Source organism: Bradyrhizobium sp. WBAH42 (genome assembly GCF_024585265.1).
Lineage (GTDB): Bacteria > Pseudomonadota > Alphaproteobacteria > Rhizobiales > Xanthobacteraceae > Bradyrhizobium.
Window position 1 is genome coordinate 5,886,946 of sequence record NZ_CP036533.1, and the last position, 17,074, is coordinate 5,904,019.

The 17,074-nt window shown below is 64.5% G+C and carries 19 protein-coding genes, 1 tRNA gene and 1 pseudogene; 5 read left to right on the forward strand and 16 right to left on the reverse strand.

Going from position 1 to position 17,074, the window contains the following annotated elements:
- Nucleotides 1-7: 7 nt before the first annotated feature.
- Nucleotides 8-469, reverse strand: a complete 462-nt coding sequence (locus DCG74_RS27640; protein WP_172783248.1) for a host attachment protein — start codon at nt 467-469, stop codon at nt 8-10.
- Between the two features lie 40 nt (nt 470-509).
- Nucleotides 510-797, reverse strand: a complete 288-nt coding sequence (locus DCG74_RS27645) for a DUF3775 domain-containing protein (protein ID WP_172783247.1) — start codon at nt 795-797, stop codon at nt 510-512.
- A 68-nt stretch (nt 798-865) separates the two neighbouring features.
- On the opposite strand from DCG74_RS27645, the gene DCG74_RS27650 reads away from it, so the two are divergent.
- The 3 genes from DCG74_RS27650 (at nt 866) to DCG74_RS27660 (ending at nt 2,656) form a co-directional block, all read left to right on the forward strand.
- Nucleotides 866-1,060, forward strand: coding sequence for a hypothetical protein (locus DCG74_RS27650; RefSeq protein ID WP_172783246.1), 195 nt, complete (start codon nt 866-868; stop codon nt 1,058-1,060).
- Nucleotides 1,061-1,169: 109 nt separating this feature from the next.
- Entirely contained in the window at nt 1,170-1,445 is a 276-nt protein-coding gene (locus tag DCG74_RS27655) for a hypothetical protein (RefSeq protein ID WP_172783245.1), read from the forward strand.
- Nucleotides 1,446-1,690: 245 nt separating this feature from the next.
- Nucleotides 1,691-2,656, forward strand: coding sequence for an AraC family transcriptional regulator (locus tag DCG74_RS27660; protein WP_172783244.1), 966 nt, complete (start codon nt 1,691-1,693; stop codon nt 2,654-2,656).
- Nucleotides 2,657-2,723: 67 nt separating this feature from the next.
- Here DCG74_RS27660 and DCG74_RS27665 read toward each other — a convergent pair.
- The 3 genes from DCG74_RS27665 to DCG74_RS27675 all read right to left on the reverse strand — a co-directional run bounded on the left by DCG74_RS27665 (nt 2,724) and on the right by DCG74_RS27675 (nt 4,202).
- Nucleotides 2,724-2,800 (reverse strand) — tRNA-Arg (locus tag DCG74_RS27665).
- Between the two features lie 149 nt (nt 2,801-2,949).
- Complete coding sequence (locus DCG74_RS27670; RefSeq protein WP_172783243.1) at nt 2,950-3,468, reverse strand: hypothetical protein; 519 nt, start codon at nt 3,466-3,468, stop codon at nt 2,950-2,952.
- Nucleotides 3,469-3,629: 161 nt separating this feature from the next.
- Entirely contained in the window at nt 3,630-4,202 is a 573-nt protein-coding gene (locus DCG74_RS27675) for a hypothetical protein (protein WP_172783242.1), read from the reverse strand.
- Between the two features lie 179 nt (nt 4,203-4,381).
- Here DCG74_RS27675 and DCG74_RS27680 point away from each other — a divergent pair, with 179 nt between their 5' ends.
- On the forward strand, nt 4,382-4,768 hold the full coding sequence (locus tag DCG74_RS27680; RefSeq protein WP_172783241.1) for a VOC family protein: 387 nt from the start codon (nt 4,382-4,384) through the stop codon (nt 4,766-4,768).
- 54 nt (nt 4,769-4,822) lie between these two features.
- Here DCG74_RS27680 and DCG74_RS27685 read toward each other — a convergent pair whose 3' ends face one another.
- Nucleotides 4,823-5,320 (reverse strand): hypothetical protein, encoded by a 498-nt coding sequence (locus DCG74_RS27685; protein WP_172783240.1) that lies wholly within the window; start codon nt 5,318-5,320, stop codon nt 4,823-4,825.
- 252 nt (nt 5,321-5,572) lie between these two features.
- Between DCG74_RS27685 and DCG74_RS27690 the strand changes: the two genes are divergently transcribed.
- Nucleotides 5,573-5,926, forward strand: a complete 354-nt coding sequence (locus DCG74_RS27690) for a GrlR family regulatory protein (protein ID WP_172783807.1) — start codon at nt 5,573-5,575, stop codon at nt 5,924-5,926.
- On the opposite strand, the gene DCG74_RS27695 is transcribed toward DCG74_RS27690, so the two are convergent.
- From DCG74_RS27695 to DCG74_RS27740, 10 genes and pseudogenes are all read right to left on the reverse strand, one after another.
- Entirely contained in the window at nt 5,927-8,614 is a 2,688-nt protein-coding gene (locus DCG74_RS27695; protein ID WP_172783239.1) for a PAS domain S-box protein, read from the reverse strand.
- Nucleotides 8,615-8,731: 117 nt separating this feature from the next.
- Nucleotides 8,732-9,646 carry a DMT family transporter gene (locus DCG74_RS27700; RefSeq protein ID WP_172783806.1) on the reverse strand — a complete coding sequence of 305 codons (915 nt, stop codon included), beginning with the start codon at nt 9,644-9,646 and terminating at the stop codon, nt 8,732-8,734.
- Nucleotides 9,647-9,725: 79 nt separating this feature from the next.
- Nucleotides 9,726-10,523 (reverse strand): NUDIX hydrolase, encoded by a 798-nt coding sequence (locus DCG74_RS27705; protein WP_172783238.1) that lies wholly within the window; start codon nt 10,521-10,523, stop codon nt 9,726-9,728.
- Between the two features lie 4 nt (nt 10,524-10,527).
- Nucleotides 10,528-11,481: a dihydrodipicolinate synthase family protein gene (locus tag DCG74_RS27710; RefSeq protein ID WP_172783237.1), complete on the reverse strand. Its 954-nt coding sequence runs from the start codon at nt 11,479-11,481 to the stop codon at nt 10,528-10,530.
- Between the two features lie 102 nt (nt 11,482-11,583).
- Nucleotides 11,584-12,465, reverse strand: a complete 882-nt coding sequence (locus DCG74_RS27715; RefSeq protein ID WP_172783236.1) for an SDR family oxidoreductase — start codon at nt 12,463-12,465, stop codon at nt 11,584-11,586.
- Nucleotides 12,466-12,645: 180 nt separating this feature from the next.
- Nucleotides 12,646-13,506, reverse strand: coding sequence for a MaoC family dehydratase (locus DCG74_RS27720; protein ID WP_172783235.1), 861 nt, complete (start codon nt 13,504-13,506; stop codon nt 12,646-12,648).
- Between the two features lie 205 nt (nt 13,507-13,711).
- On the reverse strand, nt 13,712-14,101 hold the full coding sequence (locus tag DCG74_RS27725) for a Zn-ribbon domain-containing OB-fold protein (RefSeq protein WP_172783234.1): 390 nt from the start codon (nt 14,099-14,101) through the stop codon (nt 13,712-13,714).
- Nucleotides 14,101-15,258 carry a thiolase domain-containing protein gene (locus DCG74_RS27730; protein ID WP_172783233.1) on the reverse strand — a complete coding sequence of 386 codons (1,158 nt, stop codon included), beginning with the start codon at nt 15,256-15,258 and terminating at the stop codon, nt 14,101-14,103. The genes DCG74_RS27725 and DCG74_RS27730 overlap by 1 nt, the downstream gene beginning before the upstream one ends.
- 260 nt (nt 15,259-15,518) lie before the next feature.
- Nucleotides 15,519-16,208: pseudogene (locus DCG74_RS27735) on the reverse strand (integrase core domain-containing protein); the annotation flags it as partial.
- A 319-nt stretch (nt 16,209-16,527) separates the two neighbouring features.
- A complete protein-coding gene (locus tag DCG74_RS27740) occupies nt 16,528-17,034 on the reverse strand; it encodes a DUF4262 domain-containing protein (RefSeq protein WP_018322308.1) in 507 nt (168 codons plus the stop codon).
- Between the last annotated feature and the right edge of the window lie 40 nt (nt 17,035-17,074).

A 17,074-nucleotide genomic window follows, 5' to 3' on the forward strand; every position in this document is an offset into this window, starting at 1 on the left:
GGGTCGTTTATTTGGCGGCGCCCGACCGCAGCAATTGCTTCTCGATCTCGTAGACCGGCAGCTTGACGAGGTCCTTGCCGACCTCCCCCTGCAGCGCGTTGCGCACGCCTTCCGAATAGTCGGCGCGGATCATGCCGAGCGCGCGCGGCGAGGCCACCATGGTCAGGGCCGTGGTCTCGCCGGAGCTGACGGCGGCATCGAGCCGGCCGGCCAGGCTCCGCAGAAAGGCGCGCTCGGCCTCGTCGTGCCAATCGGTCTGCTCGATCGAGCTGCGTGCGCCGCCGGCTGCGCCATGCATTCGGCCCGGCGCGGCTGACCCTTGAGCGGCGGTCGCGGGATTGGGCTGCTCGTGCACCTCCCTGGTGTGGAGGTTCGGAAACATCTCGTCGCCGAGGTTTTCCAGAATGAGCGCCTTGCGCCCGTCGCACACGACCAGCCAGTCACCCTTTTCAATTCTCATCTTGTCCATTGCAACTTCTCCTTGACACTTGCAGACGCCGCATCCGGCATCAGAGCAGTTCTTCGAATTCCTCGAAGGACTTGCCGAACTGCGTCATCGCCTCCTCCAGATAGTCGGCGAGCATTGGCGTGCCGATCAGGTAGGACGCGGTGCGCTGGTTGTGCGCCTGCGCAGCCTGAGCGCGCAATTGACGCCAATCGGAGAGATCACCGTCGCCGCGGCCGAGCCAGGCCAGCGCCACGAGATCGATCTGCTCGTCAACATTGAGAGCGCGGATGAAGCCCGCGAGCTCCGCACGGTCGGTGGTTTCGCCGCGCCCGCCGCGGCCGTAGCTCATGTCGTCGTCGCCAGTCCAGGACGACGCCACACCCGCCCGCTTCGCTGTCGGACCGGCGCGATTTCGAGATGACGAAGAAGACCTTCTCCGGCGAGATCGACAGATCTGGAATGACTTGCATTCAGCTCACCTTGGCCGGCAACAGGCACCACGCCGCTGCCATGACGATGACAGTAAGAGCCAAGGCAAACTTGCGAATTGCGCAGGATCAAGGTCTAGTCACGGCATGGCCCGGCGACCTACGCTCCGCTGCCGAGCTGTGACTTGGGTCAGCTCGCTGAAGGTTTGTTCATCTGTATTACATTTCGGTTCGGCCACAATTTGATCAGAACAACCTCGATATCCTGCATCGCGTAAGCGGAGGAAGACATCATGAATCTCAAGACTGGCCTTTTGGCCGCGTGCTTGTTCGGCGCCCTCGCTGCATCGTCGACGGCATCCGCCATGCCCATCGCGCCTGCACCTGCGACACCGCAGGTCTCCGGCGTCGAGCAGGTCCGCATGGTCTGCGACGCCTGGGGACAGTGCTGGTGGCGGCCGAACTACTATGGCTACTACGGGCCGCGGCCTTACTACGGCCCGCGGTATTATCGGCCGCGCTATTACGGTCCGCGCTACTATGGGCACTACGGCTATCGCCGCTGGTGACGTTTGAAGGGGCCCTCGGGCCCTTTCGCTTTTGCGAGATCATCTTGCAGAGCGATCGCTGGCCTCGCCGCCGGCGAACCGATGGACCGAGAAGGTTGACGGTGACATTGACCGGACGGTCTTCATGACATGATGTCCGCAATACTACGGCCTGAAATTCCGTTTACTGAAACGCGATGTTTCGGCATTGATGGCGATGCATCGGCGTTCATTTGATTGTCTCATTTCAGCGGCCCGCCAGAATCATGTTGTTCGACAACCTCGCTCCCTCCTCTGCGCTTCAACTGATCGGCTTTTCCAATGTCGATGCGTTTCGGCCGCTCGAGACGATGGAGGATGCGAGGAGCATTCCGCTGGACATCCCGAACTTCGCGGCGGCCCGAGCCATCGTTTCCCTGCCGGCGTGCCGCATCATCATGATGAGATCGTTCGCGCGAATCCTGGAGACCGCCTATCGCATGCCGGGCGGGATGGTGATCCTGTCGATGACCGACGATCTTCAGGCAAACTTCAAGGGTGTGGATCTGGACGCGCGCTTCTTCGCTGCCCTCCGCGGCAACGATGAGTGCCATTTCGTCGAGCCCCGGACCAATCATCACGCCATGATCATCTTCTCCCCCAAACTGAGAGACCGTGGCTGGTTCGACCGCGCCGACCATTTGCGCGCCCATGTCGCGAACCGGCCCGCCCTGCTCCACACGCGACAGCTCCTGCTCGATATCCTGCGAACCGCGTCAGTGCAGCCGCGCCTGTTCGAGACGACGGAGGTTGCGGCCCATCTCCAGGAAGGCCTGCTGCTCGCGCTCGACGATCTGTTTCGAATCGATCCGATGTCGGATCGGAGCACCTCGGTCCAGGGCGAGCGGGCGATCAAGCTCGTGCAGCGCATCGACGACTACGTCGCGACCTTCCCGACCGCTCCGATCTATACGGCCGATCTCGCCCGCGAATTCGACGTCTCGATCCGCACGCTCGGCGGCGCCGTCAGCAAGGTGCGCGGCATGAGCCTGCACCAGTACATTCGCCTGAAGAGGCTGTGGGCGACCCGCGCCCGCCTGCTCAAGGGCGGCGGCGTCACCGTGACCAGCTGCGCACGTGCCCAGGGCTTCCATCATCTCGGCGAATTTGCCGCGGCCTACCGCGCGATCTTCCACGAGGCGCCCTCCGACACGCTGGCACGCGGACGGCAAAGCGGTGTCCCGGCAAAGTGAGGACGCCGCGCCCTCGCGGCGGTGACCCGTTCGCGTCGTTCCAGAACATATGCGGAACAGAGACGACTGGCGCGCTCGGAAGGATTCGAACCTCCGACCCTCGGAATCGAAATCCGATGCTCTATCCAGCTGAGCTACGAGCGCCCTGGCCCGGGTAGCGGGCCACCGAGATTCGCCGGCCGGCGCTGGCGAGGAGCCAGCTCACCCGACGGCGTTCGGTCGGTTCGAATTAGCAGAGAGGCCGGCCAATAAAAAGCCCTTCCCACCTCGATCGAGGCTGGCCGAAAGCGCCGTTACCAGGTCGTGCTGAAGAGGCCGAAATGCGGCTGCTGCGCGACCAGCATCATAGGACGGCCCGGCTGCGGCGCGGGATGCGTCCTGACGATCTTACGCTTGGGCTGAGCCTGCACCGGAGAAGCTTGAGCCTGGGAAGTCTGGGGCTGAGCGGTCTCGGAGGTCTTGGCCGTGGCGGTCCCGGCCCTCGGCGCCGGCGTGAACTGGGCGAAGGTCTCGCGCACCCGCATCTTGGCCGACATCTCGGCCAGAGCCGGCGACAGGCTTTCCTGTACCGCTGGCTGGGGAGCTGCCACTGCGGCGGTCTGAACCGCGGGTGCGCCAATCGTCGGCTGGCTGGTGTCGAGGACGACACGCTCAGGCATATGACGATCGGACCGGATTCGGATCAGCGGCTGGTCGTTGCCTGCGGTTGCGACCGCATGCGCCACGGGCGGCGCCGGGAAAACGAAATCCGCCGCGAACAGCAGTGCGAGCAAAGCTCCACCGACGAAAATGAAATACCTAAAGATGGGCATTGGCCGCGCTCCGCCCCCCGCATCCCCGCGTGGGCTCTCCTCGCCTCAACAGGCGATCTACCAATTGGTTCCTGGCCCAGCCGTTCGGTTCAAATGGTGATGCATGGTTTTTGGCCAAGGACCGCAGAGGGTAACTTTTCAGCTACCGGAACAGGCCGCCTTCATGCGCGGCGTGCCGCCACCAGCGAGCATTTTGCCTGATCGGCATTCACGTTGACGACGCCGATTGGGATACGCACAAAGGTCTTGCGGCTCTTCATGCTGACCGGATCCGCCAGCACGCGGCTGCGGTCGGTCAGATGGCTGCCGTCGCGCCGTGTGAAGGAGCAGACGATCTCGACATCCTTTACGGCATAGTCGTTGTCGTTTCGCAGCGTGAACGTCACCAGGGCTTTGGAGCCGAGGCCGCCGCGACGCCAGGTCTGCGATGAAATCCTGAGACGACCAAGTTCTGCCGTCGCCGGCACCTGTGCTTCGGAGGCCCCCGAGGCTATTGCCGACGCATCGCCGGAGGGAGGCGTTTCAACAGCCGCCAGCTCCGCGCCGACCGGCTCAGCACTGTTGCCCTTGGAAAGAGGCAACAGCATCCAGATGCCGCAGCCGACGATGATAGCCGCCAGCAGCCACAGAAGGGTTCGGCCAAATGAGACGCTTGCGATCGTCACTGCCCGTGCCAGTCGTTCGCCGCTGCCGGCGAAGCGCCCCAATCCGGTTCGGTCGATCTTGGCGTTCATGGATGCCCACCGATCGGAGCCGCAGCACCATCGAAGCTGGACTCGGCCACAACTTACCTTAATCCGGCCAACGAACTAAGGTTCCCGCGGATCATGCGAGTCGGCAAGGCGGTGGCGACCACCGGCCGAGGCCGCTAACATGCGCCGCAACATCGAAAACACCCTCTGGAGACCATGAAATGCCATTCGCCGTCACTTGGGATCACGTCCATCTGCGCAGCCCCGATCCGGAGGCAACGGCGGCCTGGCTGCGGGATATCCTTGGTGGCGAGATTGTGCACGCGCCCGGACGGATCGACGTGAATCTCGGAGGCGCCAGGATCTTCATCGCGCCGCTCGAGGGCGATGGCGCGGTCAACCCGCCGCCTCCGCACCCGCATCAGGGCCTCGATCATTTCGGCTTGACGGTGAAGGACATCGACGCCGTCGCGGCCGAGATCAAGGCCAAGGGTGTCACCTTCACGCGCGAGCCGACGACCATCCGGCCCGGCGTACGCATCTGCTTCATCCGCGGGCCCGAAGGCATCTCGATCGAGCTGCTCGAACGCGACAAGAAATACACCTGAGGCGCCGCCGGCCCTAACAGGCATCCGAGCCGGCGACGAGGTCACGCCCGAGGGCTAGGTCATGCTACCGGGCATAAAGCAGCGGATGGTGACGCCCATGTAGCCGTAGATTGGCCAGACCATGGTGCGTCCCACCCGGTTCGGCTCCGAGATCACGGCCTCCTCGGGCACGTCGACCCAGACGAGCTCCTGCTGCTGGCCATCGAGCGCAGAGCCATAGCGCGGGACGCGGACGCGATAATGCCCGTCCTTGCTGTCCCAGTCGGAGTCCGAGAGCGCCGAACCATCTGCATCGGAGCAGCAAGGCCCCTTGCCGCTGCGCAGACTGTCGAACCAGGACTTCAATTCGGGATTGGTGTTGGCGAACTGCCCGCGGTCGCGCGCGTGCCCCGAGGAGGCTGCGAGCGCGATCAAGGCCAAGGCGCACGCCAGCCTCGTCGGGTTTCGCCGGCGTATCGCATTGCCAATCCGCCGTTGTTCGCTTTTGCAATTCGTGGGACGCACACTGTACAGACGCGGCTCATCGCCGCCGGAATCGATCCAGTTGGTCACGTTCGTCTTGCTCCAGCACCCCGCGGCCAGTGCAACAATGGTTATGCATTTCGCGGGCCAACTCTGATTCGCAACGTTAGGCCTCGCCTCACCATCAGAGCGTCATGATCGTGTCACGGACAAGCCGGGACAAGTACGGCTCGCAGGCCGCTGCCGGCCGGCAAACTGCCGCGTTGCGCGGGGAGATAGGCTTTGGCATAAAAGCCGGACCGGTTACGCCATTGGGCGATGGCGGCCGGCCTGCGGGACGTTATGAAGAACGGCCTCTATTCAATTCACGTGACCCTGCTCGATGGTCGAGTCGGCAAGGGCAGCGGCGTGATTCTTTTCCGCGACGGCAAGATTCTCGGCGGCGATGCCTACCTCTATTACACCGGCAGCTACACGGTGAAGGACAGCAGCACCTTCAAAGGCGAGGTGCTGGTGCAGCGGCACACCTCGCCTCGCGGCGATGATAATCCGCTGTTCGGCGGCCCTGCCCCGGTCGGCATCGGCGTCAGCGGCACCTACACCGACACGCGCGCGGAAATGACGGGCACAGCGCTGGTCGGCAAGGCCAGCCTGATTTTCGGCGCCACCCTGCATAAGCTCGCGGACGTCGACTAGCTATTCCGCGGCCTGTTCGAGCGGTGCAACACGCGGCAGGATCATCTGGATGCGCGTGCCGCCACCCGGCTCGGAATCGAGATCGAGCCGGCCGCCGAGCCGATTGGTGACGATGCTGTAGACGATGTGCAGCCCGAGGCCGGTGCCGCCCTGGTCGCGCCGCGTCGTGAAAAACGGATCGAAGGCGCGGCGGCGGACGTCGAGCGACATGCCGCAACCATTGTCGGAGAAGATGATCTCGACGTTGTCCTTGCCGGACTCGCGCACCTGGATCTCGATCGTCCCGGGCCTTCCGTCCGGGAAGGCGTGCGCCACCGAATTCAGGAACAGATTGGTCAGCACCTGGCCGTACGGGCCGGGATAGCTGTTCATGGTCAGATCCGGCTGACATTCGACGTTGAGCGTCAGATTGTGCTTACGCAGCCCCGGCCGCAGGCTCATCACCACCTGCTCGGTGAGGTCGCCAAGATCGAAAGTCCGCTGATCCGAATAGTTGCGGTCGGCGGCGACCTGCTTGAACGACTGGATCAGCTCGGCGGCGCGGTTGAGATTGGAGACGAGCTGCGAGGACGCATCGCGGCTGGTGTTGAGAAAGTCGTTGAGCGTGGAGCGGCGCAGCTCGCCGCGCTCGACTTCGGCGCTGAACATCGCGGTCTTGCGCTCCAGAGCGGAGGCGACGGTGAGGCTGATGCCGACGGGATTGTTGACCTCGTGGGCGACACCGGCGACCAGGCGCCCGAGCGCGGCCAGCTTCTCGGCCTCGATCAGCGAGGCCTGGGTCTCGCGCAGATTGCGCAGCGCGGTCTCGGCGGCTTCCTTGGCCTTGCGCATCTCCTGCTCGCCGCGCTTGCGCTCGCCGATATCGAGCGCAACGGTCACGATCCGCTCGATCTCGCCCTCGGGGTCGAGCAGCGGCAATTTGTTGACCAGCCATTGCCGCATGTTGCCGGAAGCGTCCTGGTACTCCTCCTCATAGAAACCGAGTCCCTTGCGGAGCTTGAGCACCCGCTTGTCGCTCTCGTCGGACTTTGCCGCGCCGTAGCGCGACATCAGGTCGGCCGTGGTGCGGCCGAGCGCCTCGCCGGGCTCGATGCCGAAGATGCCGGCCATGTAGCGGTTCATCAGCACGTAGCGCAGATTGCGATCCTTGACGTTGATCACCGCGGGCACGGTGTCGATCACCTGCTGGAGCAGGCGCCGGCCTTCGGCGATGGCCTCCTCCGCCCGCTTCTGGTCGGTGATGTCGCGCAGCGTGCCCTCGTAGCGGACGATGTTGCCCGCTTCGTCGCGCACGCCGGTGGCGCTGTCGGAGAGCCAGAGGATGTCGCCGCTGCGCTGGCGCACCTGATACTCGAACTCGCGCACCATACCGTCGCGCGCCATCAACCGCTGATATTCCGCGCGCGCCTCGGGGTGGACGTAGATGGTGTGAGCGATGTCGCTGATGCTGTCGATCAGCTGCTGGGGGCTGTCATAGCCCATCATGCGCGCCAGCGCCGGATTGGCGTTGAGGAGGTCACCGGCCGGCGTCGTCACATAGATGCCGTCGATGGAGCCCTCGAACAGTTTTCGGTAACTCTCCTCGGCGAGGCGCTGCTCGGTGAGCGCGCGCACCGCCGCCTCGCGCGCGGTGTCGGCCTCCTCCAGCGCGCGTCGAAACACTTCGGCCGCCCGCGCAATGTCGCCGATCTCGTTGTCGAGGTCGGCGGATGGAATCGACGTGTCTTTCCGGCCGGCGGCGAGCGCGCGAATGGATCGCGCGATCTGAGCGAGCGGACGCACCGTCCGGCGCACCACGAACCACGCAGCGCCGATGCCGATGAGCACGCCGACCGTGCCGAGCACGATGCTCTGCCATCGCGCCTCGGTCAGCGTCCGGGCGAAGTCGCGCGACAGCACATGGCCGCGCCGGGAGCTGACCTCACGCAGCAATTCGGTGACGCGGCCGATCAGCCGGCCTTCCGTTCCCAGTACCTCGCGATCGATGTCGGCGATCTGCCGCTCGCGGACGGCGACGGCCATGATGGCCTCGGCATAGTCATTCACCGCGGACTTCAGCTTGGCATCGCCAATATCGAGCCCCCGCATTCCCTGTGCGGCCTGCTCGGCCGCGGACGGGTTGCGCGCCAGCAGTCCGAGCGCGATCCGGCTCTGCGCCTCGGACAGGCGGGACGCCAGCTCGCGGTCCGGGGTGCTTGCGACGGCTTCGTCGAATTGTTCGCGCAGCGGCGGCAGTCCGGCGAGCAGCTGGGCGCGGCGGTCGATCAGGGTGGAGATCCGCTCGAGGCCGGTGCGATAGGTCGCAAGCCGCTCGGTGACGCCGTCGATCATGTCCTGCTGCTCGGGCGCGAGCTCGATGCGGGTCTTCTTCAGGATGTCGCTGAGCGTCGAGGCCGCCTCGCCGACCTGCTGGAACTGGATGCCGGCCCCGGGATCCGTGACGAAGTCGCGCGCGGCAAGGCGCAATTCGTTCATGCGGCGATCGATGTCCTCGGCGAGGTCGCCGACGCTCTGCAGCCGCTGCAGCTCGGCAAAGGTCGTGTCGATGTGCCGGATCGCGATTACGCTCGCGGTCGAGGTGACGATGATCACCGCCAGCACCAACAGGAAGCTGCCGAAGGTGAGCTGGCCGATGGAGAGCGAGAAGGTTCGCCTTTTCTCAGGGGGCGGCGTCAATTCGGCGGACATTGGTGGCTTGAGGACCGGACTGCTGGAAGTCCAATATACGACGTATTGCTGCCCGGGGGGAACATGCCTCGGGACGCGGAATATCGTTAATATCGGGACTTGCCGCCCGCCTCAGCTTTACGACAGTTTGACGCTGGCTGCCCTGCGGGCCGGGATCGTCATGGCGGCGACGCCGAGGACGACGCAGGCCAAGCCGATCCAGGCGGTCCGGCTCAAGGCCTCGCCGAGGAAGGCGACGCTGATGGCGACCCCGATCGGCACCCGCAGGTAGGCCTGCGCGGTGGTGCCGACCGAGCACAGGGTCTGGATCAGGCGGAAATAGATCACGAACGCTGCCGCGGTCGAAAACACCGCGAGCGCCGACAGTGCCAGCACCGAGCTCAGCGAAGGCGACAGCGTCCAGGGCTGCTCGATGATCAGGGAGGCAGGGATCAGGACCGCTGCCCCCGCCAGCAGCGAGCCGGCTGCGGGCGCCATAGGATCGAGGCCCTTGAAGCTGCGGCCGAAGATCGCGGCGCAGGCATAGCAGATGGTGGCGGCGACGATGGCGGCCTCGGCGATGAGGCCGCTGCCGATGTCATGGAAGGCATCGACGCCGACGATCAGCAGGATGCCGGCCATGCCCGCGACCACGCCGAACAGTTTTCGCGGCGTCGTCGCCTCGTGACGGGTGATTAGCGACGTGAGCAGGAAGGTGAAGATCGGCCCGGCCGAGTTGAGGATGGTGGCGAGCGCGGCGTCGACATGGCGCTCGCCCCAGGCGATCAGCGTCCAGGGGATGACGCTGTTGAGCACGGCCTGGAACGCGAAGCGCTGCCAGCTCGCGACATCGGTGGGCATTCTGATGCCCCGCATCCACATGATCACGAGCAGCAGCAGGCCGGCAATGGCCGTGCGCGCCGCGATCAGCGTGATCGGCGGGATGGTGGCGACGCCGAGCTTGATGAAGGTGTAGGAGCCGCCCCAGAGTGTTGCGAGCGCGACCAGCAGGGCCAGCTCCACGGCGATGTTGGTGTCCTGCCGGGCGTCCATGGTGCGCATTCCGTCCTGCTCGATGGACGGACTCTAGCGCGAACGCGGCCCTCGATACTTCGTTCAATATCGAAGTGTATTAGCCGACCGCCCCAACCTCGAACACCTCGCCGTCGTAGCCGGCCTCGCGGGGGATGCGGAGCTGACGGCCGGCTTCGGTCTTGGTCATGATCGGCATCACCGTGACGATCGACAGGCCCCGGGCGTGCTCAAGCGCTGCACTCACGTCTGGCTGCTTGGCGAGCCGGATCAGGTTGCGCGTGGTCGGGAACGGCAGCTTGAAGCGGCCGCTCTCGCCGCCCTCCACCGCCTCGCGCGGCGAGATCCAGATCGAATCGGTCGATTCCCTTCCATCATGCGCGCCGAGCTGATCCGGCGGCGCCGCCGCGAGGAAAAACCAGGTGTCGAATCGCTTCGGCATGCCCTCGGGCGTGATCCAGTGGGCGTAGGGCACGAGCGTGTCGAGCGCGAGCTGGAGGCCGTTGTCGGCGAGGATGCTGAGGAAGCTGATCTTGTGCTCGTTGAGCGCGATGCGATGCGCGTCGGCGATCTCGCCGGCGCGCTTGGCGTCGATTGGCGCGCCAGTGTCTTTCGACCGCGCCAGCAGAATGCCGCTCTCCTCGAACGTCTCGCGGATCGCGGCGATTCGGAAGCCGCGGTCGGCTTCGCTGAGGCCTTCGCCGCCCGAATAGAGGTCGGCGCGGGCGACGATCTCGTTGTCGCCGGCATCGACGCTGCCGCCGGGAAACACCAGCGCGCCCGAGTTGAACTCGATCTGATGATGGCGAACCATCATGAAGACTTCGATTTCCCGTGCTGCGCCGTCGCGCAGCAGCAGGATCGTCGAGGCCGGGCGTGATGCTGATGTCTCGGCCATGCAACTAACCCGCGGCGCTGGATTGCGGGCCGAGATTGGCGCGCTTGTCGAAGCGGGCGACCCGCGACAAGAGATAATCGACCTCGGCCTTGGCCGTCGCCGTCATCGTCGCGCCGGGCTTGCGCTGCGCGCTGGAGGCGATGATGCCGCGCTTCTGGAGCACGTATTTGCGCACCGTCAGGCCGACGCCGGGCTGCTGCTCGTAGCGGATCAGCGGCAGATGCGCGTCGAAGATGTCATGCGCAGCGTCGCGCTTGCCGGCCTTGGAGAGGTTCACGACGTCGATCAGGAGCTCCGGGAAGGCGTAGCCGGTCATGGCGCCGTCGGCGCCGCGCTCCATCTCGAAGTCCAGGAACGTGCCGCCATTGCCGCAGAGGATTGAGAGCGGACGGAGCGAGCCGTCCTTCTGGAAGCCGCGCAGGGTCGAGATCTTTTCAAGGCCAGGCCAGTCCTCGTGCTTGAGCATCACGCAATTCGGATTGTCCATGACGATCTTGCGGATCACGGCGGGGGTGAACACGACCTGCAAGGTCAGCGGATAGTCCTGCAGCACCCAGGGCACATCCGGGCCGATGGCTTCCGCCGCCTGCTTGAAATAGCCGATGATCTGATCGTCGGTGCGCAGCGAGGGCGGCGGCGCGATCATGACGCCGGCCGCGCCCGCGTCCATCGAGGCCTTCGCCAGCGAGCGCATGGTGGCAAAGCCCGGCGCGGAGACGCCGACGATCACCTGCATCTTCCTGGCGCGCTTGACGTAGCGCACCGCCACCTGCTCGGCTTCAGTGGCATCGAGCTTGGGCGCCTCGCCGAGGATGCCCAGCACCGTGACGCCGTCGCAGCCGACCTCCTCGTAGAAATCGGTCAGGCGGTCGATCGAGCGCTCGTCAATCCGGCCGTCGTCGTGGAACGGCGTCGGCGCGATTGCGAAGGTGCCCTTGGCGTCGGCGGTGAGTTTCATAAGTCCTCGTCTCTCTCTATCTGTCATTCCGGGGCGCGACGCAGTCGCGAGCCCGGAATCCATAACCACGATCCGGCTTCGCGCGCCCCGGGATGACGGCTTCTAAAACCGCCGCGCCCCCATCTTGATCTGCTCCTCGGAGAAGAAGATCTCCTTGGCGTGATCGACGATGTCCTGGGCCTTCCAGCCCGAGTGCGGCGGCTTCCAGCCTTCCATCTCCATCATCCGCATTTCGCGCACGCCGCGGGGCCCGGACACGCCCAGCACCTTGCCGGTCTGGTCACCCGACAAGTCGCTGACCATGTATAGCACGGCCGGCGCGATGCCGTCCGGCCCGAGCGCGGCGCCGGGGTTCTCCTTATAGCGGGGCAGGTCTGCGGTCATGCGGGTCAGGGCGCCCGGGGCCAGCGTCCAGATCCGAATGTTGTACTTGCGACCCTCGATCGCGAGCACGTTGGACAGGCCCCAGATGCCGCCCTTGGCCGCACCGTAATTGGTCTGGCCGAAATTGCCGATCAGCCCTGATGTCGAGGAGGTGTTGACGATGACGCCGCCGCCGTTTTCCCGCATCCAGCGAAACACCGGCAGGGTGCAACAAAAGGTGCCCTTCAGATGAACCTTGATGACCTTGTCCCAGTCGGCTTCCGACGCTTTTGCGAAGGTCTGATCACGCAAAATGCCGGCATTGTTGACGAGGATGTCGGCCCGGCCGAAGTGCTTGATGGCGTCGTCGAACACCGACTGGCCGCCTTCCATGGTGGAGATGTCGGCACCGTTAGCGACCGCCTTGCCGCCCTCGGCCTTGATCGCGTCCACCACCTGCTGCGCCATGGACTTGTCGGCGCCGGAGCCGTCGCGGGGACCGCCGAGATCGTTCACGACGACCGAGGCCCCTTCCCGCGCGAACAGCTTTGCATAGGCCTCACCGAGCCCGCCGCCCGCGCCGGTGATCAGCGCAACCTTGCCGTCGAGTAGTCCTCCCATGGTGGCGTCTCCCTGTTATTGTTTTCGTGTCCCGGACGCGATGCAGCGTGAAACGCTGCGTCGCAGAGCCGGGACCCAGTTCTTGTCGGGTACTCTGGGCCCCGGCTCTGCAGCGCACCGCACCGGACGATGCTTCGCATCGCCGGGAGCGTTGCGCTGCGTCCGGGGCACGAGACCGACCTAACCCAGCACCGTCTTGCCGTTCTTGATCACCGTCACCCCGCGCGACTTCACCTTGGCTTCGAACGAGATCACGTTGCCGTCCTTCCAGAGGTCCATGGTCACGGTCTCGCCGGGATAGACCGGCGAGGAGAACCGCGCGACGTGCTGGCGGAAGGCGCTCGCGTCGTAATCGGCATAGGTCTGCAGCACGCCGCGGCAGGTGATGCCGTAGGTGCACATGCCGTGCAGGATCGGACGCGGGAAGCCGGCCTTCCTGGCGAACTCCGGATCGGAGTGCAACGGGTTGCGATCGCCGCAGAGGCGATAGACCAGTGCCTGGTCGGGGCGCGTGGTGATGTCGATGGTCTTGTCGGGCGCGCGTGATGGGATCTTGTGCGGATCCGGCTGCGTCAGGTTCGGTCCGCCGAAGCCGCCATCGCCGCGGGCAAAGCGCGAGGCGACCAGCGTTGCCAGCTTGTCGCCCTTCTCGTTCTTCAGCACGGTCTGGTGAACGATGACGACGCCTTTGTCCTTGCCCTTGTCGTAGACCTCGAGCACGGAGGAGTCGGCTGTGATGTTCGCAGCGACCGGCAGCGGCTGATGGAAGGTGATGTCGCGTTCGCCGTCGACCACCATGACGCGGTTGAGATTCATCTCGCCGGGCCCCGAGCCCCAAGCCGCGACGGAGGCGAAGGTCGGCACCACCTTCAGCGGGCGCGGCGTGTATGTGCCCTCGTTGACGAAGGCGAGCTCGTTCTCGTCCATCGGATCGGCGCCGAGCCCGATGCCGTAGGCGTAGAGCATCACCTCGCGGTCGGTGTAGGCGTATTTCTGGCCGAGGTTTTTCAGGCCTTTGAGCTCTTCGTATCTGGCGGACATGTTGTTTGTCTTTCTCCCAGGTATCTCCGCGAGCAGCGGCGCTCGTTAATGTGCCCTCTCCCCTTGTGGGAGAGGGCAACGAGAGCCGTGCCGCAAACTCATTTGGGTGAGGGGTTGCTTCCACATCGATAGCTCTCTCCGTTGAGACAGACCCCTCATCCGGCGCTTCGCGCCACCTTCCCCACAAGGGGAGAAGGGAAGAATCTTAGACAGCCGTGAAGAACGGCAATGGTGCGCCGTCGGTCGGCTTGAACACCACCTTCACCTTCTGGCCGATCTTGAGCTTCTCGAGATCACAGTCGACGAAATTGGTCTGCACCGACGGCCCCTCCTTCAGCGTGACGTAGCCGATGGCGTAAGGGCCGGTCGGCGATTTCCGCATCAGGCTGTAGGTGTAGATCGTGCCCTCGCCGGAAGCTTGCTCCCACACCGTCTTGTCGGAGTAGCAGAACGGACAGATCGAGCGCGGGAAGTAATGCGCCTCGCCGCAGGCGGTGCAGCGCTTGATCATGAACTTGCCCTCTTTCGCCGCGTCCCAGAACGCGGCGGTCTCGGGGTTCGTGACAGGTGCCGGATACTTTTTCACTTCGCTCATCACACGCGCTCCAGAATGGCCGTCGAGGCGGCGTGGCGGACGCCGAGCAGGCCGCCGGTGCCGTGGGCGATGGCGAGATCGCAGTTCTTGACCTGCACCTTCGGATGCGCCTCGCCGCGCAGTTGCCTGACGGCCTCGAGGATCTTGGTCATGCCGCCGCGGTTGACCGGATGGTTGCTGCAGAGGCCGCCGCCATCGGTGTTGAACGGCAGCTTGCCGACGCCCGAGATCAGATTGCCGTCGGCGACGAACTTGCCGCCCTCGCCCTTCTTGCAGAAGCCGAGGTCTTCCAGCTGCATCAGCACGGTGATGGTGAAGCTGTCATAGATCGAGGCGTATTTGATGTCCTTCGGCGTGATGCCGGCTTCCTCGAACGCGCGCGGGCCGGACCAGACGCCGGCAGAATATGTGAGGTCGAGATCCTTGCCGCCACGCGGACCCTTCATCGCCTCGCCATGGCCGATCAGGCGCACCAGCGGCTTCTTCAGGCTCTTGGCAATCTCCGGTGTCGTCACGATCAGCGCGCCGCCGCCGTCGGAGACGACGCAGCAATCCATGCGATGCAGCGGATCGGAGATCATCGGCGAGTTCAGGACATCCTCGACGGTGACGACGTCCTTGAGCATCGCATGCGGATTGTATTGCGCATGATGCGAGGCCGCGACCTTGATCCAGGCGAGTTGCTCGCTGGTGGTGCCATAGTCGTGCATGTGGCGCATGGCACACATGCCATAGGCATTGTGCGTGGTCGCCCCGTAAGCGGATTCGAAATCGACCTCGGCGCCGGCTGCGCGCGGCGGCATGGCACCGGTGCGCGGCTTGCCGGCGAGCGTCACGAGCGCGATCGAGCATTTGCCCGCGGCGATCGCCTCGGCGGCATGGCCGAGATGGATGATGTAGGAACAGCCGCCGGTCTCGGTGGAATCGACGTGGCGAAGCTTCTTGGTGTTCAGGCCGAGATAGTCGACCATCGGCCACGCGCCGCCGGGCGCATCGCCCGCGCAGAAATAGCCGTCGACATCGTCCTTGCTGATCCCGGCATCCTCGATCGCACCCTTGGCGACCTCGGCATGAAGCTGGGCGGTGGATTTGTCCGGCGCATGCCGGGTCGGGTGTTCGTAGATCCCGGCAATGTAGGCCTTGCCCTTGATGGTCAAAACTTCTGTCTCCGCTCGCGTCTCGTCTTGGCTCTTTTTTCTGAACCGCACCGGGCTGATTGGCAAGCGCGGAAATATTCCGTCGGGCGAGAGGGCGGCGGGTCGGCGCAAGTGGAGCACATGTGAAATCCGGCCCCCGGATAGAAGGCGAACCGCCTGCCGCGTCGTCATTGCGAGGAGCCCTTGCGACGAAGCAATCCAGAGTCCCGCCGCGGAAAGATTCTGGATTGCTTCGCTGCTGTTCAGCCCGGGTACATAGCTTACACCTGTTCGGGGACATGGTTGACACTTTTGGGGTTACGTAAATCGATCGTTTCGATCTGATGAGCGGCAAAGAATATTCCGAACTTTCCGTCAGCACTGAGTTGGCGAATGGCGAGCCTCTCACCACGGAAGGCCTGCGGGACTTTCCAGAGCCGCCCCTTGAAGCTGACATAGGCCTTCGTGGTGGAGACGGAACGGACGATCTCGCCCTCCTCATATGCCACCGTTGGAAGGCGGTCCGGCATGGGGCGCTGGCTCGGTCGATAACGGCTCGCGGGCACATCGAAGCCCAATGCCTCGTGCGGCCGATCGAGATTGTAGACGGCTCGCCATTGGTCGAACGCCCGCTGGACATCAGCAAGATCCCGGTAGCGCTTGAAGGCGAAGACCTCGGCTTTCAGGCTGCGGTGGAACCGTTCGTTCTTGCCTCGGCTCTGGGGATGATAGGGCCGGCTGTGGATCGTGCGGACGCCGAGCTTGAGAAGCCACACCGTCAGCGTGGTCCAGGGATCTTCAAGGGTGAAGCCCCAGGGGCCGCCATTGTCGACAAAGATCGCATCCGGCAGCCCGTAACGGCGGAATGTCGTCTCGAGATGGCCTCGTACCGTCGAGCCTCGTTCGTTGTCACAGGCTGCCAGGCACAAGGCAAAGCGCGAGTGATCGTCCAGCGTCGTCAGTGGATGACAGGACACCGTACGCGAGACCGCGCCCGTCGTGCGCGAGAGACTCGCGCGACGCAGCCCGCGTCCACCGCCGCTCACCCCGCGTTTCGTGACGATCGCGATACGCCCCTCTGAGAGGGATGAGGTGGCGGAGGGATACGACAATTCCGAATTTCGGTAAAGCGGAATGTTTTTGCGCGTGGGGATTGACTCGTCTCTTGGATGTTTCGCCCGGCAATAACACAAGGGATGGTGTCGTAGGGTGGGCAAAGCGAAGCGTGCCCACGTCTTTTGCGCAATCATGGCGAGGTCGTGGGCACGGCGCTTCGCGCCTTTGCCCACCCTACGGGACCTTGCGCCGTCCCAACCAGTTGCCTTCCGTCAGGTCGGGCTGTGCGGCACGGGCCTCAGCGGATGCCTCCGCAGCCCAGGGAAAATGCCCGTCGCGATCGGGGTACGCGACTTGCAGGCATTCGAACTCATCATTGCCGTAGAACCATCTGCTCCATCCGAGATGCGAGCGGTAGTGCTGCAACGACACCGGAAGGAGCACGGCGGCGACATTCTCAAACAGTGCATCGGTGGGCTCGCCGACCAGCGGTCGCCGTCCTGCGTCGAGTTCGTGGTAGATCGTCCAGAACGTATCCTGGGCGGTCTGCTGCCCCATTGAAAACACGATCATCTCCGGAAACCTGAACTTCAGCCAGAATCCGGTCGTGTAGGCGAAGCCCGGTCCTTCGCCATCGGGGAAGACATGCGTGCCAAACCAGCCGTGATTGCGAACTTTTTCGACGAAGTTCTGCTCGTGCTTATCGAGCCGATCGGGAGGCGCATCAAGAGCTGTGAACATTGCTCGCTCGTCCGAAACGAGGGGTGAAAGACAGACTCTT

What these genes read in the sequence shown, in the direction of transcription:
- DCG74_RS27640 (WP_172783248.1), bottom strand. Translation starts at nt 469, where the DNA reads ATGGACAAGATGAGAATTGAAAAGGGTGACTGGCTGGTCGTGTGCGAC.
- DCG74_RS27645 (WP_172783247.1), bottom strand. Translation starts at nt 797, where the DNA reads ATGAGCTACGGCCGCGGCGGGCGCGGCGAAACCACCGACCGTGCGGAG.
- DCG74_RS27650 (WP_172783246.1), top strand. Translation starts at nt 866, where the DNA reads ATGACGAAGAAGACCTTCTCCGGCGAGATCGACAGATCTGGAATGACT.
- DCG74_RS27655 (WP_172783245.1), top strand. Translation starts at nt 1,170, where the DNA reads ATGAATCTCAAGACTGGCCTTTTGGCCGCGTGCTTGTTCGGCGCCCTC.
- DCG74_RS27660 (WP_172783244.1), top strand. Translation starts at nt 1,691, where the DNA reads ATGTTGTTCGACAACCTCGCTCCCTCCTCTGCGCTTCAACTGATCGGC.
- DCG74_RS27670 (WP_172783243.1), bottom strand. Translation starts at nt 3,468, where the DNA reads ATGCCCATCTTTAGGTATTTCATTTTCGTCGGTGGAGCTTTGCTCGCA.
- DCG74_RS27675 (WP_172783242.1), bottom strand. Translation starts at nt 4,202, where the DNA reads ATGAACGCCAAGATCGACCGAACCGGATTGGGGCGCTTCGCCGGCAGC.
- DCG74_RS27680 (WP_172783241.1), top strand. Translation starts at nt 4,382, where the DNA reads ATGCCATTCGCCGTCACTTGGGATCACGTCCATCTGCGCAGCCCCGAT.
- DCG74_RS27690 (WP_172783807.1), top strand. Translation starts at nt 5,573, where the DNA reads ATGAAGAACGGCCTCTATTCAATTCACGTGACCCTGCTCGATGGTCGA.
- DCG74_RS27695 (WP_172783239.1), bottom strand. Translation starts at nt 8,614, where the DNA reads ATGTCCGCCGAATTGACGCCGCCCCCTGAGAAAAGGCGAACCTTCTCG.
- DCG74_RS27700 (WP_172783806.1), bottom strand. Translation starts at nt 9,646, where the DNA reads ATGGACGCCCGGCAGGACACCAACATCGCCGTGGAGCTGGCCCTGCTG.
- DCG74_RS27705 (WP_172783238.1), bottom strand. Translation starts at nt 10,523, where the DNA reads ATGGCCGAGACATCAGCATCACGCCCGGCCTCGACGATCCTGCTGCTG.
- DCG74_RS27710 (WP_172783237.1), bottom strand. Translation starts at nt 11,481, where the DNA reads ATGAAACTCACCGCCGACGCCAAGGGCACCTTCGCAATCGCGCCGACG.
- DCG74_RS27715 (WP_172783236.1), bottom strand. Translation starts at nt 12,465, where the DNA reads ATGGGAGGACTACTCGACGGCAAGGTTGCGCTGATCACCGGCGCGGGC.
- DCG74_RS27720 (WP_172783235.1), bottom strand. Translation starts at nt 13,506, where the DNA reads ATGTCCGCCAGATACGAAGAGCTCAAAGGCCTGAAAAACCTCGGCCAG.
- DCG74_RS27725 (WP_172783234.1), bottom strand. Translation starts at nt 14,101, where the DNA reads ATGAGCGAAGTGAAAAAGTATCCGGCACCTGTCACGAACCCCGAGACC.
- DCG74_RS27740 (WP_018322308.1), bottom strand. Translation starts at nt 17,034, where the DNA reads ATGTTCACAGCTCTTGATGCGCCTCCCGATCGGCTCGATAAGCACGAG.